Origin of the sequence: Agromyces aerolatus (assembly GCF_031432255.1) — a bacterium.
Taxonomy (GTDB): Bacteria; Actinomycetota; Actinomycetes; order Actinomycetales; family Microbacteriaceae; genus Agromyces.
Genome location: NZ_JAVKGQ010000001.1, coordinates 386,615 through 401,658, shown reverse-complemented (window position 1 = coordinate 401,658; position 15,044 = coordinate 386,615). Strand labels below are relative to the sequence as shown.

General features: G+C 71.9%; 13 protein-coding genes and 1 riboswitch. Of the genes, 6 read left to right on the top strand and 7 right to left on the bottom strand.

Going from position 1 to position 15,044, the window contains the following annotated elements; translation table 11 throughout:
- Positions 1–186: 186 nt before the first annotated feature.
- On the bottom strand, positions 187–1,245 hold the full coding sequence (locus RH864_RS01890; RefSeq protein ID WP_310515797.1) for an FUSC family protein: 1,059 nt from the start codon (positions 1,243–1,245) through the stop codon (positions 187–189).
- A gap of 61 nt (positions 1,246–1,306) precedes the next feature.
- Here RH864_RS01890 and RH864_RS01885 point away from each other — a divergent pair, with 61 nt between their 5' ends.
- Positions 1,307–2,227: a 5'-3' exonuclease gene (locus RH864_RS01885; RefSeq protein WP_310515796.1), complete on the top strand. Its 921-nt coding sequence runs from the start codon at positions 1,307–1,309 to the stop codon at positions 2,225–2,227.
- 74 nt (positions 2,228–2,301) lie between these two features.
- Here the strand turns inward: RH864_RS01885 and RH864_RS01880 are convergent, their stop codons facing one another.
- On the bottom strand, positions 2,302–2,709 hold the full coding sequence (locus tag RH864_RS01880) for a hypothetical protein (protein ID WP_310515795.1): 408 nt from the start codon (positions 2,707–2,709) through the stop codon (positions 2,302–2,304).
- Positions 2,710–2,932: 223 nt separating this feature from the next.
- Positions 2,933–4,852: a BCCT family transporter gene (locus tag RH864_RS01875; protein WP_310515794.1), complete on the bottom strand. Its 1,920-nt coding sequence runs from the start codon at positions 4,850–4,852 to the stop codon at positions 2,933–2,935.
- Between the two features lie 161 nt (positions 4,853–5,013).
- On the opposite strand from RH864_RS01875, the gene RH864_RS01870 reads away from it, so the two are divergent.
- A complete protein-coding gene (locus RH864_RS01870) occupies positions 5,014–5,187 on the top strand; it encodes a hypothetical protein (protein ID WP_310515793.1) in 174 nt (57 codons plus the stop codon).
- 174 nt (positions 5,188–5,361) lie between these two features.
- Here the strand turns inward: RH864_RS01870 and RH864_RS01865 are convergent, their stop codons facing one another.
- Both RH864_RS01865 and RH864_RS01860 read right to left on the bottom strand, forming a co-directional pair.
- The gene (locus RH864_RS01865; RefSeq protein WP_310515792.1) at positions 5,362–6,504 is read right to left on the bottom strand and encodes a glutathione-independent formaldehyde dehydrogenase; all 1,143 of its coding nucleotides are present in this window, start codon (positions 6,502–6,504) and stop codon (positions 5,362–5,364) included.
- Positions 6,505–6,683: 179 nt separating this feature from the next.
- Positions 6,684–7,901: an AI-2E family transporter gene (locus tag RH864_RS01860; RefSeq protein WP_310515791.1), complete on the bottom strand. Its 1,218-nt coding sequence runs from the start codon at positions 7,899–7,901 to the stop codon at positions 6,684–6,686.
- Between the two features lie 134 nt (positions 7,902–8,035).
- On the opposite strand from RH864_RS01860, the gene RH864_RS01855 reads away from it, so the two are divergent.
- From RH864_RS01855 to RH864_RS01840, 4 genes are all read left to right on the top strand, one after another.
- Positions 8,036–8,986 carry a GlxA family transcriptional regulator gene (locus RH864_RS01855; RefSeq protein ID WP_310515790.1) on the top strand — a complete coding sequence of 317 codons (951 nt, stop codon included), beginning with the start codon at positions 8,036–8,038 and terminating at the stop codon, positions 8,984–8,986.
- Positions 8,987–9,015: 29 nt separating this feature from the next.
- The gene (locus RH864_RS01850) at positions 9,016–9,528 is read left to right on the top strand and encodes a metallophosphoesterase family protein (protein WP_310515789.1); all 513 of its coding nucleotides are present in this window, start codon (positions 9,016–9,018) and stop codon (positions 9,526–9,528) included.
- 155 nt (positions 9,529–9,683) lie between these two features.
- Positions 9,684–10,685: a type I glyceraldehyde-3-phosphate dehydrogenase gene (gap, locus tag RH864_RS01845; protein WP_310515788.1), complete on the top strand. Its 1,002-nt coding sequence runs from the start codon at positions 9,684–9,686 to the stop codon at positions 10,683–10,685.
- 83 nt (positions 10,686–10,768) lie between these two features.
- On the top strand, positions 10,769–10,996 hold the full coding sequence (locus RH864_RS01840) for a hypothetical protein (RefSeq protein WP_310515787.1): 228 nt from the start codon (positions 10,769–10,771) through the stop codon (positions 10,994–10,996).
- Between the two features lie 13 nt (positions 10,997–11,009).
- On the opposite strand, the gene RH864_RS01835 is transcribed toward RH864_RS01840, so the two are convergent.
- Both RH864_RS01835 and RH864_RS01830 read right to left on the bottom strand, forming a co-directional pair.
- Positions 11,010–12,239 carry an alpha/beta hydrolase family protein gene (locus RH864_RS01835; protein WP_310515786.1) on the bottom strand — a complete coding sequence of 410 codons (1,230 nt, stop codon included), beginning with the start codon at positions 12,237–12,239 and terminating at the stop codon, positions 11,010–11,012.
- Between the two features lie 306 nt (positions 12,240–12,545).
- Positions 12,546–14,951, bottom strand: a complete 2,406-nt coding sequence (locus tag RH864_RS01830) for a bifunctional hydroxymethylpyrimidine kinase/phosphomethylpyrimidine kinase (protein ID WP_310515785.1) — start codon at positions 14,949–14,951, stop codon at positions 12,546–12,548.
- Positions 14,943–15,041, bottom strand: a riboswitch (TPP riboswitch). It overlaps the preceding gene by 9 nt.
- Between the last annotated feature and the right edge of the window lie 3 nt (positions 15,042–15,044).

Here is a 15,044-nt window from a genome sequence, read left to right as displayed (position 1 = left end):
CCCCGCGTTGGTCGAGTAGCGAGCGCCAGCGAGCGCCAGCGAGCGTATCGAGACCCGGTGACGGGTCTCGATACGCTTCGCTACTCGACCAGCGGGGCACCGCTCGTTGGTCGAGTGAGCTACGCTCCAGCGAGCGTATCGAGACCCAGCGGGTGGGCTTCGCTCCTCGACCGGCGGGTGGCGGGCTCAGTCGCGGCGGGGCTCGTCGGGCGGCTCCGGGGCGTCGAGCAGTTCGTGGCGGATGCGGCGCAGGTCCTCCATGAGCGAGCCGATGACGATCCAGTGGTCCGTGCGAGGGGGTGCGACGATGAGCGGCGACGTGAGGGCCGGCACGGCCGAGGTCGGCGGCTGGGGGTCGACGTCGGCCAGGTGCACCGCGAGACGGACGTCGTGGCCGGCGCGGCGCAGCTGCTCGGCGATCGCGGGGACCGTCGGCTCCTCGGCGAGCGACGGGTCGTAGTGGTCGAACACCGCGCGGGTCATCCCGACCACCTGCGTGACGATGGGGGTGAGCCGGTCGAGGAGGATGCGCATCTCGCGCAGCTCGTCGCGGTGCCTGGAGCGCCGTGGGTTGAGGGTGAGCGACTCCTCGCCGGTCGCGATCGACGCGTCGGCCGCGTCGCGCATGGGGCGCATGAGCCGGGCTTCGAGCAGGAGCTCCTGGAGCGCCGCCGGCGACTGGGCGGTGGTGAGCGCGGTCGCGAGCCGGTCGAGCGAGGCCGCCAGCTCGCCGCCGAGCAGGGCGAGGTCGCGGCGTGCCGGCGCGATCGCGACCGGCGGCACGACGAGCGCGTTCACGACGATGCCGATGACGGCGCCGATGAAGGTCTCGATGACCCGGTCGAGCGCGTAGTCGGGCGTCGTTCCGCCGAGGGCGAGCACGAGCATGGCGCTGATCGCGACCTGGTTCGCGGTGCCGGGCGTCATCCGGAGCGCCCAGGCGATCAGCAGGGCCGCGGCGATGGCGATGAGCACGACCCAGCTCGCCGATCCGAGGAGGAGCACGAGCCCGGTCGCGACGAGGACGCCGAGGATGACGCCGACGCTGCGCTCGATCGCCTTGCCGAAGGACTGGTTCACGCTCGGCTGGACCACGAGCAGCGCGGCGATCGCCCCGAACACCGGCAGTGGGGTCGGGATCAGCCACCCGGCGACGAGCCAGGCGCCGATCGTGGCGACCACGGCTTTGACGACCTGGAGCAGCGGCATCCGCCGCACGGCACGGAAGGACGTCGCGATCGCCATGGACCAACGGTAGACCCGCGGAGGGCGTGCACGAGTGGGTGGCGCATGGAAGGATCGGCACGTGGCCGACCGACTCATGCTCCTCGACACCGCCTCGCTGTACTTCCGTGCGTTCTACGGCGTGCCCGATTCGCTGAAGCGCGCCGACGGCACGCCCGTCAACGCCGTGCGCGGGCTGCTCGACATGATCGCGAAGCTCGTCACCGACTTCGAACCGACGCAGCTCGTCGCGTGCTGGGACGACGACTGGCGCCCGGCGTGGCGGGTCGAGCTGATCCCGGGCTACAAGGGGCACCGGGTTGAGCGCGCGGTCGACGGCGGGCCGGACGTCGAGGAGACGCCTCCCGGCCTGGTACGCCAGATCCCGCTCATCCGAGAGGTGCTGGGACTGCTCGGCATCCCCATCGTCGGTGCGGCCGAGCACGAGGCCGACGACGTCATCGGCACGCTCGCGACCGGGGCATCCGTGCCCGTCGACGTCGTGACCGGTGACCGAGACCTGTTCCAGCTCGTCGACGATGCGACCGGGGTGCGGGTGATCTACACCGCGCGCGGCATGAGCAAGCTCGAGCTCGTCACCGATGCGACGGTCGTCGGCAAGTACGGCGTGCTGCCGTCGCAGTACGCGGACTTCGCGGCCATGCGGGGAGACACGTCCGACGGCCTGCCTGGGGTCGCGGGCATCGGCGAGAAGACCGCCGCCGGTCTGCTGCAGGCGTTCGTCGACCTCGACGGCATCCGCGAGGCCGCGGTGAGCGGTGCGGCCGGCATGTCGGCCGGGGTGCGCGCCAAGCTCACGGCGGCGAGCGGATACCTCGACGTCGCGCCGCGCGTCGTCGAGGTCGTCCGCGACCTCGACCTGCCGGTGCCGGATGCCACGCGGCGTCCGGTCGCGCCCGAGCACCGCGAGCGCCTCGAACGACTCGCGACCGAGTGGAACCTCGGCGGCTCGGTGGGTCGCGCGCTCGCCGCCTTCGCCTGACCCCCGCCCGCATCCCTCTGAAAACTCGAGCGGGGTGTGGGTGGGCGTGCCCGACGGGGCGTGCCGGCGGTGGATCAGGTCGACGTGCCGGGCAGGGCCGGCGCCTCGACGGGCAGCTCCCAGGCCGACGGCACCGGCCACCCGCCGAGCATGAGCGCGAGCCAGGCGTACGCCATGACGGCGAGCGTGAGTATCCCCAGCAGGGCGCCGATGAGCCCGACGATCGCGCTGAGGCGATGACCGCCCTCCGCGTTCCGGAGCTGTCGGTTGCCGAACAGGCCGAACCAGACCGCGATCGCGCCGAACACCGCGACCCACACGATGCCGCTCGGCTGGGAGCCGAGCGGCGCGGCGAACGCGAACAGCAGGGCGACCGCGCCGAGCACGAGCCCGGTCCAGGCCATGAGCGCGGACCACCCCGGCCCGTCGACCGCACCGCCGCCCCAGACGGGAGGCTCCCCGCTGGGAGGTTCGCCGCTCATCCGCACCCCCTCGTCGATCGTTCGAGCCTACGGGCAACCGCGTGAACCGTCACGGCTTCGACGGAGCGCGTGCGGGAATCCGCATTCTGCGCGTCTCCGCGCGGCCCGCGCGAGCGCACCCGAACGGGCGCGGATGGTGGGTGCGCTCCCGCCCGCACCCGCCATCCGCGCCCGTTCGAAACGGGCTTCGGTGGTGGGCACGGCACGGCACGGCACCGGCGCGTCAGCGCGGGGCCGTGCCGGGGGTATCCTCGCCGTGCTCGGGGATGTCGTGATCGTCGAGGTCGGAGAGCTCGTCGTGGTCGACCAGCTCGTCGACGTCGGCGCCCGAGACCTCGGGATCCCCCGTCGACTCGGCCGCGAGCGCACCCGGGCTCGCCGCGCGCGGCAGGTCGATCGTCGGCAGTGCGCCGGCCGCTCCTGCGGTGCCCGGGCCGCTGCCCGGCACCCCCGCCGCGCCCCGCGGCCCGAACCTTCGCTGGAAGCCGCGCATCCATCTCGGCCCGCGGCCGAACACGCCGCGCTGCGAGGGCTCTTCGACCTCGAGCCCGTAGTACTCGCCGATGTGGTCGAGGAACCTCGCCCGTTCGGCGCGCGCGTACGCCCGGCGTTCGCGCGCGAACGCGACCCAGGTCGCGACGCAGATGAGCAGCATGACGACGCTGAACGGCAGCGCGATGAGGATCGCAGCGGTCTGCAGTGCGTCGAGGCCGCCGGTGAGGAGGAGCGCGATCGCGAGCAGCGCGGTGATCGCGACGAAGAACGCGCGCACCCAGCGGGCGGGATCGAGTCGCCCTCCGGTGGCGATCATGCCCATGACGAGCGCGCCGGAGTCGGCCGAGGTGATGAAGAACACCGCGATCAGCAGGAGCGCGCCGAACGTGAGCACCGGCGTCCCCGGGATGTGGCGGAACAGCTCGAACAAGGCGCCTTCGACGTCGACGGTGCCGTCGGCGCTCACGAGCGTCCCGGGTGCGGTGAGCTCGATCGCGAGTGCCGAGCCGCCGAGGACGCTGAACCAGACGATGCCGAGCAGCGTCGGAACGAGGATGACCCCCGCGACGAACTCGCGCACCGTCCGGCCTTTCGAGACGCGCGCGATGAAGATGCCGACGAACGGCGCCCAGGAGATCCACCAGCCCCAGTAGAACGAGGTCCAGGCCGCCTGCCATTCTTCGCCGGCGGTCCCCTGGAAGGCGCTGACGTTGAACGACAGCCCGACGAAGTTCTGGATGTAGTTGCCGATCGACTGGACGAAGTCGCGCAGCAGGAACTCGGTCTGCCCCATCACCAGGATGTAGAGGACCAGGAGCGCCGCGAGGATCAGGTTCGTCGTCGACAGCCACTTCATCCCCTTCGTGACGCCCGAGAGCACGGAGGCCAGCACGCAGAGCGAGATCACGAGGATGATGATGATCTGGCCGAGCTCGTCAGGCCGGAACAGGCCTGCGGCCTCGAGTCCCGCGCTGATCTGGAGCACGCCGAGTCCGAGCGACGTCGCGACGCCGAACAGCGTGCCGACGAGGGCGACGACGTCGATCGCATGACCCCATCCGCCCTCGACGCGCTTGCCGAGCAACGGCTCGAGCGTCCACCTGATCGAGATCGGCCGCTTGCGCCGGTGGATGGCGTACGCGAGGGCCAGGCCGATCACGACGTAGATGGCCCAGGCGTGGATGCCCCAGTGCAGATAGGTCTGGCTGAGCGAGAGCTGCGCGAGTTGTTCGGGGGTTCCGCTCACGCCCGGTCGCGGGTGCACGAAGTGGCTGAGCGGCTCGCTCACCCCGTAGAACACGAGTCCGATGCCCATGCCAGCGGCGAACAGCAGCGAGAACCACGACAGGCGGCTGAACTCGGGCTCGTCGTCGTCCTTGCCGAGCTTGATGTCTCCGAAGCGGCTGAACCCGAGGAACAGTGCGAACGCGACGAACACGGCCGCGATGAGCACGTAGTACCAGTTGAACGCGTTGACGATGCCGGTCTGCACGGCGCCGAACAGGGCCTCCGCCGCATTCGGGGCGATCAGCGTGAAGGCGACGAAGACGATCACGATCACCGCGGCGGGCCAGAACACCCAGCGTTGCACGGGCGGCAGCCGCCGCTGCCCGGCCGGCGGTGCCGGCGGGGGAGTCGGTTCGCTCATCCCACCAAGCTATGACTCAGCCGCGTTCCACGGACGGGGCTTGACCGGCGCGCCTCAGCGGCGCTCGATCGTCGACCCCCGGATCACCAGTCGCACGGGAAGGTGTCGCACGCCCGGCTCGGTCTCGTCGCGTCGACCCGGCCGTCCCGCCCCGCGACGCCGTGGGCACCGTACTCGTCACCCTCGCCGACCGCCGCACCGGCGCCCGAGAGGAGGTGCCGCTGGCCCGCTACCACGAGTGGGCCGAGCGCGGCCCCTCCCGCATGCGCGTCTGGATCCCCGCCCTCGACGCGTCGTCGTCGGTCAAGCAGCGCGCGTCGTCGTCGGTCGAGTAGCGCGCGAGGAACGAGCTACTTCGTCGGTCGAGTAGCGCGCGAGGAACGAGCCACTTCGTCGGTCGAGTAGCGCGCGAGGAACGAGCCGCGTATCGAGACCCCGGTGACCAGGTCGTGAGGCCGGCCCTCCGGGCCTCGATACGCCGCGTTCGCGCCGACTCGACCGTCGGCCGGTCAGGCCGCCGCGGGATGCAGCAGCACCTTGGTCCAGCCGTCGACGCGCTTGTCGAACTGGTCGTAGGCGTTCGGGGCCTCGTCGAGACTCACCTCGTGCGAGACGATGCGCGAGGGGTTCGCCTTGCCCTGGATGATCAGGTCTCGGAGCTCGCGGTTGTACTGTTTCACGGGGCACTGGCCGGTGCCGATCTTCAGGCCCTTCTCGAAGGCGGCGCCGAAGTTGAAGCCGTACCGCCCCTCCTTCGCGCCCTCCTCGGCGGCATCGGGATCCTCTGAGACGTACACGCCGACGACGCCGATCGCGCCGGTCGCCCGCACGACCTTCACGAGTTCGTCGAGCACCAGCTCGGGGTGCTCCTGGCCGCTCGCGTCGTGCGCCTGATATCCGACGGCCTCGACGCCGCAGTCGACGCCGTTGCCGTCGGTCGCGTCCATGATCGCGTCCTCGACGGACGTCGTGGAGAAGTCGATCGTGGTCGCCCCGTACTGCTCGGCGAGGTCGAGACGGTCGCGTTCCTTGTCGACCACGAAGACGCGTGCGGCCCCGCGCAGCGCCGCGCTGTGCGCGGCCATCAGCCCGACGGGGCCGGCGCCGAAGATCACGACCGAGCTGCCGGGGCGCACGTGCGCGAGCTCGGTGCCGTGGTACCCGGTCGGGAAGATGTCGGAGAGCATCGTGAAGTCGGCCTCGTGCTCGGTGCCCTGCGGCAGCTCGAGCAGGTTGAAGTCGGCCCACGGCACCCGCAGGTACTCGGCCTGGCCGCCCTGGTACGGGCCCATGTTCGGGTAGCCGTACCCCGCGCCGGGCATGCCCGACGGGTTCGCCCGCAGGCATGCCGACGTGTACCCCTCGTTGCAGTTGCGACACGTGCCGCACGCGATGTTGAACGGCACCGACACCCGGTCGCCGACCCGGATCCGTTCGACGCCTGGGCCGACCTCCTCGACGATGCCCATGTTCTCGTGGCCGAGGGTCATGCCGGACTCCATCGGCGCACGTCCTTCATAGGGATGCAGGTCCGACCCGCAGATGTTCGCGGTCGTGATCCGCACGATCGCGTCGAGCGGCGCCTCGATCTTCGGCTCCTCGACACTTTCCACCTGGACGTCGAACGCGCCCCGGAACACCACTGCCTTCATGTCGCACCTCGTCTTTCGTCTCGTCTCCTGGCTCTCCAGCCAAGACGCGACCACCCGACACCACACGGGGCTTGACACGTTTCCGCCCTGGGACAACACCGAGTGTTACCGGAACGCCCCGCGTGTGGGCACGCAACGGCCACAGTCGACGCGCTTCGGTAACACTCGGCGGGTCAGGGTCAGGCGGTGGGGGTGTCATCCGAGTCGGGGGTGGCGGCGGGCTGGGGGGCTCGGTCCGGGGCCGGCTCGGGTTTCGGTGCCTTGCGTCTGCCCCAGTGCAGCGGCTTTCGTGTGTCGAGCGTGGGGTCCGGGGCATCCCAGACCTTGATGATCGCCCAGCCGACCGCCGCGATCGGCACCGCGAGGACCGCGCCGGTGATGCCCCCGAGGATCGTGCCGGCGGTCAGGGCGACGAGGATGACGAGGGGGTGCAGCTTGAGCGACTGCGCCATGACGACGGGCTGCAGCAGATCGCCCTCGAGCTGGTTCACGGCGATCACGACCGCGACGACGATGAGGGCGACGATCGGGCCGTTGGCGACGAGCGCGACGAGCGCGGCGAGGATGCCGGCGACGGTCGCGCCGACGAGCGGGATGAACGCGCCGAGGAAGACCACGACGGCGAGCGGGAGCGCGAGCGGCACCTGCAGGATCGCCAGTGCGATGCCGATGCCGGCCGCGTCCACGAACGCGACGATGGCGGTGCCCCGCACGTAGCCGCCCAGCACCTTCACGCTGGTCGTGCCGACGCGCCGTCCGCGCTCGAGGCGTGAGCCCGTGAATGGCCGCATGAAGAACGCCCAGATCTTGTCGCCGTCCTTGAGGAAGAAGAACAGCACGATCAGGACGAGGAACGTGCCCGTCACGAACTCGGTCGCGGCCGAGACGCCCGCGATCGCCCCGGCGCCGAACTCCGCGCTCGTGAGGAAGCCGACGATGGTGTCTCCGATGGAGTCCAGCTGCGCCGCGTCGATCGGCAGGTCGAGGCCCGCGAGCCAGCCCTGCAGGTCCCGGAACCCCGCCACCGCGGAGTCGGCCAGGTCGCCCCACTGGCTGCGGACCGCGAGCACGATGAGCGTGACGATGCCGCCGAAGACGATGATGCCGCCGAGCAGGGTGATCCATGCGGCGAGCATCGGCCGTACGCCGTGTCGTCGCAGCCAGGCGATGAGCGGCGCCGCGGCGGACGCCAGGATGATCGCGATGAGCACCGGGATGACGATGAGAGTGACCTGGAGCAGGGCCCAGATCGCGGCGCCGGCCGCGACCGCGAGCACGATCAGCTGTACGGCCCGGATGCTCCATCGGCCGAGCCGATCGCTCCAGATCGGGCCGGTGGGGCCCGCCCACCGCGACCTCGGCTCCACTGCGGTCCGGTCTTGCTCGCTCACGCGCATCACCCTTTCGCGCCGGAGCGCCGTCGTCCCGTCCAGTCAAGGCGGCCGTCCCCGTGCGGGCAACGGCTTGACGGGTGTGTCCCGCAGCCTCAGGGCAACCGCACAGGTGCTGCCGGCATGGCAGGCTGGCGGGCATGACCCTGAGCCTCCATCACCGCGTCGCGGTGCTCGTGCTCGAGGGCGCGAAGCCGCTCGACGTCGGGATCCCGGCGCAGATCTTCACGACGCGGCAGAGCATGCCGTACGTCGTGCGCATGTGCGGGCGCGTGCCCGGGCCCGTGACGGGCGGCGACGGGCTGGCGTATCACGTGAGCGACGGGCTCGAGGCGCTCGAGTGGGCCGAGACGATCTTCGTGCCCGGCTACCGGCACCCCGACCGGGAGGACCCGCCGTCAGAGGTGGTCGACGCGTTGCGTGCGGCGCACGCGCGCGGTGCGCGGCTCGCGGCGATCTCGACCGGGGCGTTCGCGCTCGCCGCGACGGGTCTGCTCGATGGTCTGCGCGCCACGACGCACTGGCACTACACGCGCCAGCTCCAGGCGAGGCATCCGGCCATCGACGTGGACGAGAACGTGCTGTTCGTCGACGAGGGGCGCGTGCTGACGTCGGCGGGCGCGGCGTCGGGGATCGACCTGTGCCTGCACCTCGTGCGCCGCGACCACGGCGTCGGCCTGTCGAACCACGTCGCGCGGCGCCTCGTCGCGGCCCCCTATCGGAGCGGCGGTCAGGCGCAGTATGTGCCGCGAAGCCTGCCCGAGTCGCTCGGGCCGGTGTTCGCCGCGACGCGCGAGTGGGCGCTCGCGCGGCTCGACCGGCCGATCACGGTCAGCGCGCTCGCGCGGCACGCGAACGTGTCGACGCGCACGTTCTCCAGGCGGTTCGTGGAGGACACCGGGTACACGCCCATGCAGTGGGTGCTGCGGGCCCGGGTCGATCTCGCGCGCGAGCTGCTCGAGCGGTCCGATCTCGGCGTCGAGCAGATCGCCGACCGGGTGGGGCTCGGCACGGGCGCGAACCTGCGGTTGCACTTCCACCGCATCCTGGGCACGTCGCCGAGCGAGTACCGGCACACGTTCGCGGAGTAGCGGCCTCCCGGTCGCGGCAGGATGGGGGCATGGCGACGCGACTCCTGCTCATCTCCGACACGCATGTGCCCGCCCGGGCGCGCCGGCTGCCCGACGATGTCTGGCGCGCGGTCGACGACGCGGACGTCGTCGTGCACGCGGGGGACTGGGTGGATGTCGCGACCCTCGACGCGCTCGAGGATCGCGCCGCGCGGCTCATCGGCGTCTCCGGGAACAATGACGGCCCGGGCCTGCGGGCGCGGCTCCCCGAGTTCGCGGAGGCCGAGATCGAGGGCGTGCGGTTCGGTGTCGTGCACGAGACGGGTGCGGCCGGCGGGCGCGAGCGCCGAACGGATGCCGCATACGGCACCGACGGGCTCGACGTGCTGGTGTTCGGTCACAGTCACATCCCGTGGGACACGGTGACGCCGGGAGGCATCCGTCTGCTCAACCCGGGCTCGCCCACCGACCGGCGCCGGCAGCCGGTCTGCACCATGATGACGGCCGTCGCGGCCGACGGCGCGCTCCGCGACGTCGAGCTCGTCCCGGTCTCGCGTCCCTGACCGCCTCGCCGGTCGAGCCGATCTCACTGGACCAGCGTGTGGCCGAATGCTTGCGCAAGGTGTCTCGACGGCCACTTTCGAGGTCAGCCGATCTCGGCGAGGGTAGGTGCGGCCCAGTGGAAGCGCCGGGCCGGCATACGGAAAGGACCCCCTCAATGACCCGGATCGCCGTCAACGGATTCGGCCGCATCGGTCGCAATGTGCTCCGCGCCTTCCTCGAGCGCGAGCCCGACGGCCTCGAGATCGTCGCGATCAACGACCTCACCGAACCGAAGGCGCTCGCCCAGCTGCTCAGGTTCGACAGCTCCCTCGGCCGGCTGGGCCGCCCCGTCGAGGTCGACGGCGACGAGCTCGTCGTCGACGGCATGCGCATCAAGGTGCTCGCCGAGCGCGACCCCGCGAACCTGCCCTGGAAGGCGCTCGACGTCGACCTCGTGCTCGAGTCGACCGGCCGGTTCACCAGCAAGGAGGCCGCGTCGGCGCACCTCGCCGCGGGCGCCCGCAAGGTGCTCGTGAGCGCACCGGCCGACGGCGCCGACGTCACCCTGGCGTACGGCGTCAACACCGACGCCTACGACCCCGCGTCGCACGTCATCGTCTCGAACGCGTCGTGCACGACGAACGCGCTCGCGCCGCTCGCCTCGGTCCTCGACGAGCTCGCGGGCATCGAGCACGGCTTCATGACCACCGTGCACGCGTACACCCAGGAGCAGAACCTGCAGGACGGCCCGCACCGCGACCCGCGCCGTGCGCGCGCCGCGGGCGTGAACATCGTGCCGACCTCGACCGGCGCCGCGAAGGCGATCGGGCTCGTGCTGCCGGGTCTCGACGGCAAGCTGTCGGGCGACTCGCTCCGCGTCCCGGTCCCGGTCGGGTCGATCGTCGAGCTCAACACGACCGTCGCGCGCGACGTCACGCGCGACGAGGTGCTCGCCGCGTACCGCGAGGCCGCCGACGGCCGGCTGAAGGGGATCCTCGAGTACTCCGACGACCCGCTCGTCTCGACCGACATCACGGGCAACCCGGCCTCGTCGATCTTCGACGCCGAGCTCACGCGCGTCGACGGCCGTCACGTCAAGGTCGTCGCCTGGTACGACAACGAGTGGGGCTTCTCGAACCGCGTGATCGACACGCTGCAGCTGCTCGCGCGCGGCTGATCGCGCGTCGCTGAACCACGTATGCCGGCTTCCTCGTGGAGGGGGAGCCGGCATACGTCTGTTCACGCCCTACCATGAGCAGCGTGGATGAGGACCTGACGCAGGAGCGACTCGAGCGCTCGGACAAGCTGGAGAAACGCACCGTCGGCGGCGAGCTGCGGTACTACGTGAAGAACATCAAGGAGCATTGGCCCGTCGTCGTTGAGAACGAGCCGAACGCCGAGGGCCGTGAGGCCTGGTGGACCGCCGACGGCAGGTTCCACGCGACGCACGAGCAGCTCCGACGGGACTCGTTCGTCGGCGTGATCTGACGTCGTAGCGGCGTCAGCCGAGCCGCTCGTCCAGCCAGTCGAACGCGCGCTCGGCGAGCACGGCGTGCGCGAGCGGCTCGCAGTGCATGTCCGCGCCTTCGGCCGCGGTGAAGTCGACGAGGGTCGATGCGGCGGGCGCCAGTGCGGCGAGCTTCGCCGACTGGCCCGGCCAGAACTGCTCGTGCTCGGGCGCCGTGACGAGCATGGGCGTGGTGATCGCGGCGCCCTCGTCGTCGGTCAGTCGCTGCTTCAGCACTTCGGTGAGCGTCGCGAAGTAGCCCAACCCGCCGTACGGGCGGGCGCGGAACCGCCATGTTCGAGCGGCCTCGGCCGAGAACTTCATGCCGATCGCCATCTCGTGGTCGAACTTCTGCGCATCGCCGGCGTCGAGCAGCTTCAGCATGCTCTTCGGCATGTGGTCGAGCCATGACGTCGACACATCGACGACACCGGGGTCGACGACGGCCGCCGCGAATCGGTGCTCGTACGCGAGCGCGCGTGGCACCCAGTAGCCGGCCTGGCTGACCCCCCACACCGCGAGCCGCGCCGCGTCGACGTCGGATCGCGCGACGAGTGCGTCGACGACCGGCGTCAGCACGGCCTCCCAGTCGTGCCGGAACGGGACGTTCCGCTCGAAGAGCATCTCCTGTTGCCCCGGGCCGGCGAAGACGAGCACGTGGTATCCCCGCGCGATGGCGGCGGGGCCCGCGCCGACCCAGGCGTCAGCGATCGACTCGTCGCTGCCGAGGTTCAGCACGAGCGTCGCACGGGCGGTCGCATCGCCCGCGGCCCGGAAGAAGTATCCGGGCAGCGTGGTGCCCTCGTAGGGGATCTCGAGTCGCTCGACCGGGATCGCGACGTGATCGACGTACCGTTCCCACGCGGCGTGGTGCGCACGGAAGGTCGGGAGCAGCTCGTCCTCGCTCGGCAGCGAGGCCACCGCGTTCACCGCGCGACCCAGGTAGCATGCGGCGCGCAGGTACGCCGAGGCGGCGGAGACCGCGTGCCCGCGCCCCGCCGAGGCATCCGCCTGGGCGAGCACGCGCTCGCCGAGGCCGCGCCAGGCCGCGAACCAGCCCTCGTGGTCTTTCGCCTTGACGTCGCGCACCGCCGCGAGGATCTCGCCGACGTCGCCGCCTCCGCCCACGGTGGCGCCCACCGCGCCGCGCACCTCGTAGTCGAAGTCGGGGCTGGCCGCGAAGGCTCCCGCAAAGGCGGGCGCGGGCTTGGCGTCTGCGTGCATCACACCGTCTCCTGGGGGTCGCGCGCCGGCGCTCGAGGGCCGGTGTCCTGCCAAACGTACCGAGTCATCCGGATCCTGTCACTGCGCGCCCGAGCGCACCCGGGTCGTGTCGATCGAGGGTCGTGTCGATCGAACGGTCGCGAATGGCGGGTGTTTCGCGACGGGACCCGCCATCTGCGCCCGTTCGAGGGTTGTGGGTCGTGCCGGGGGTCGTGCCGGCGAGATGGTTGAACGGTCGCGAATGGCGGGTGTTTCGCGATGGGACCCGCCACGTGCGCCCGTTCGGTGATGTGCCGCGGCGAACACTCACGCGCGATCGAAGAACGCGAGCTCGTGCTCCGACGAGACCCGGAAGGCCCGGAGCATCCGCTCGCGCACGCCGGGCGTCGCGTGCGACGCGACCCGGGTCACGATCGCGACCGCCTCGCGGGTCGCCGCCGCGAACGCGGGATCCGCGTAGGTCGCGAGCCACGACGCGTACGGATGCTCCGGCGCGAGCGCCGCATCGCCGAACCCACCCGCCGCGAGCCGTTCCCCGAGATCGGTGTAGAGCCAGAAGCACGGCAGCAGTGCGGCGACGAGCACCGCGTAGTCGCCGCGTGCGGCGGTCGCGAGCAGATGGTCGAGATACGCGGTCGTGATCGCGTCGGGTTCGGTGACGGATGCCTCGGCGCCGAGCCAGCTCTCATGCAGCTCGAGCTCGCCCGCGATGGCCCCACTGGCCGAGCCCGCCCAGAACGCCTGCGCCGCGGCGTCGGGGGCGAGGCGCGAGGCCTCGGCGAGCACGCGTGCGTAGTCCCGCAGGTAGAGCGCGTCCTGCGCGAGGTACTCGAGGAACGGCGCACGGGCGAGCGTGCCGTCGGCGAGGCCGCGGATGAACGGCAGGTCGTCGATGCCCGAGCGCACGTCGTCGATCGCCGACCACCAGCGGGCCTCGACCTCGGCGGGCACCGGTGCGGTGGTCGTGCCGCCGCGCGACCACAGCCCGGCGAAGTGGTTGACCGGGCCGTTCCCCGAGCCGACGCCGAGTGCCTCGCCGTGCCGGATCGACTCGCGCAGCCAGCGCCGGGCCTCGTCGATCGCGGGTTCCCAGTCGCCGAGCGAGACGCGCAGCGAGGCGACGGCGGAGGAGAGGGAGCATCCGGTGCCGTGCGTCGCCGACGTGACGATGCGCTCGCCGCCGAGCGCCGACCGGCCGTACGTGACCGTCGTCGCGGTCGCGGCGTCGACGAGCGCGTCGGGGGCCAGGTCGCCGCCGAGGTGCCCGCCCTTGACGAGCACGCGCAGACCGAACAGCGCCGAGACCGACTCGGCCTGCACGATCGCGTCGGCCCACGTGCGCGCGCGGCGCGCGCCGGCGAGCACAGCGAGCTCGTCGAGGTTGGGGGTGACGAGGTGCGCGAGCGGCAGCAGCCGGCCCATCGCCGCCTCGGCGTCGGCGTCGAGCAGCCGGTCGCCGCTCGTGGCGACCATCACGGGGTCGAGGACGACGACCGGCGGCCGGACGGCGTCGAGCCAGTCGGCGACCGTATCGATGACCTCGGCGTTCGCGAGCATGCCGAGCTTGACGGCGTCGATCGCGACATCGTCGGAGATCGCGTCGAGCTGCGCGCGCAGGAAGCTCGGCGGCGGCACGTGGACGCCGCGCACGCCGTGCGTGTTCTGCGCAGTGAGCGCCGTGATCGCGGCCATGCCGTACCCGCCGACCGCAGCGATCGACTTCAGATCGGCCTGGATCCCCGCCCCGCCCGACGGATCGCTCCCCGCGACCGACAGCACCCGCGGAACCGCCCCCGCTGGTCGAGTCGGGCGCGCGGCCGCTCCCGCCTTTCCCGCCGGTCGAGTCGGGCGCGACGAAGGAGCACCCGTATCGAGACCCGCCGCGCCGGCCTCCGGGTCTCGATGCGGCGCTGGCGCGCCTACTCGACCAGCGGCTTGCGCCGTGCCGGTCTCCGGGTCTCGATACGGCGCTGGCGCGCCTACTCGATCAGCGGCTTCCGCCGCACGGACGAACTCCGCCGCGGCCGCCCGCGGCTGCGCCGCCGCGCAGATCGCCGACACCACCGCGACGCCCGCCGCCCCGGACGCGCGTAGCGCAGCGACGTCCGCCACCTGCACCCCGCCGATCGCGACGCACGGCACCGGGCTGACCGCGGCCAGCGCCGCGAACCCCGTGACGCCGAGTGCGGGCGGATGGTCGGCCTTCGTCGCCGTCGGCCGGATCACGCCGACACCGACGTAATCGACGGTGCCCCGAGGCATCCGCCCGACCGCCTCGAGATGCGCGACCGTGTTCGCGGTGAGGCCGACGATCGCGGTGGGGCCGAGCGCCTCGCGCGCGGCCACGACCGCGGCGTCACCCTGCCCGAGATGGACGCCATCGACCCGGATGCCTCGTGCTCGCGCCGCGACCGCGACCTCGAGCCGGTCGTTGACGAGGAGCGTCGCACGCCCGTCGATGACCTCGGCGAGCTGTTCCAGCTGCACGAGCAGCTCGGCATCGCCGGCGGCCTTGTCGCGCAGCTGCACGGCGGTCACCCCGCCCGCGACGGCCTCGGCCACGACGGCCACGACACCCCGTGGGCCGCACAGGGCGGCGTCGGTGACGAGGTAGAGCGAGAGGTCGGCCCGCTGAGGCGCCGGCCCCAGGTGGGCAGAGCCCTGGCGAGCCGCATCGGGCCGGGCGGGGTCGATGGGCAGACGATCGCGCATGGGCGACATCCCTTCGCTAGTACGAACTAGATCAGGTTCGACGGGTGTGATCTCAGCCGCGCGTCGTGCGCGGCACCCCGTGTCACTGCGGCC

Coding starts and splice junctions, on each gene's coding strand:
- RH864_RS01890 (WP_310515797.1), bottom strand. CDS start 1,245: ATGGCGATCGCGACGTCCTTCCGTGCCGTGCGGCGGATGCCGCTGCTC.
- RH864_RS01830 (WP_310515785.1), bottom strand. CDS start 14,951: ATGCGCGATCGTCTGCCCATCGACCCCGCCCGGCCCGATGCGGCTCGC.
- RH864_RS01880 (WP_310515795.1), bottom strand. CDS start 2,709: ATGAGCGGCGAACCTCCCAGCGGGGAGCCTCCCGTCTGGGGCGGCGGT.
- RH864_RS01860 (WP_310515791.1), bottom strand. CDS start 7,901: ATGCGCGTGAGCGAGCAAGACCGGACCGCAGTGGAGCCGAGGTCGCGG.
- RH864_RS01875 (WP_310515794.1), bottom strand. CDS start 4,852: ATGAGCGAACCGACTCCCCCGCCGGCACCGCCGGCCGGGCAGCGGCGG.
- RH864_RS01835 (WP_310515786.1), bottom strand. CDS start 12,239: ATGCACGCAGACGCCAAGCCCGCGCCCGCCTTTGCGGGAGCCTTCGCG.
- gap (WP_310515788.1), top strand. CDS start 9,684: ATGACCCGGATCGCCGTCAACGGATTCGGCCGCATCGGTCGCAATGTG.
- RH864_RS01855 (WP_310515790.1), top strand. CDS start 8,036: ATGACCCTGAGCCTCCATCACCGCGTCGCGGTGCTCGTGCTCGAGGGC.
- RH864_RS01850 (WP_310515789.1), top strand. CDS start 9,016: ATGGCGACGCGACTCCTGCTCATCTCCGACACGCATGTGCCCGCCCGG.
- RH864_RS01865 (WP_310515792.1), bottom strand. CDS start 6,504: ATGAAGGCAGTGGTGTTCCGGGGCGCGTTCGACGTCCAGGTGGAAAGT.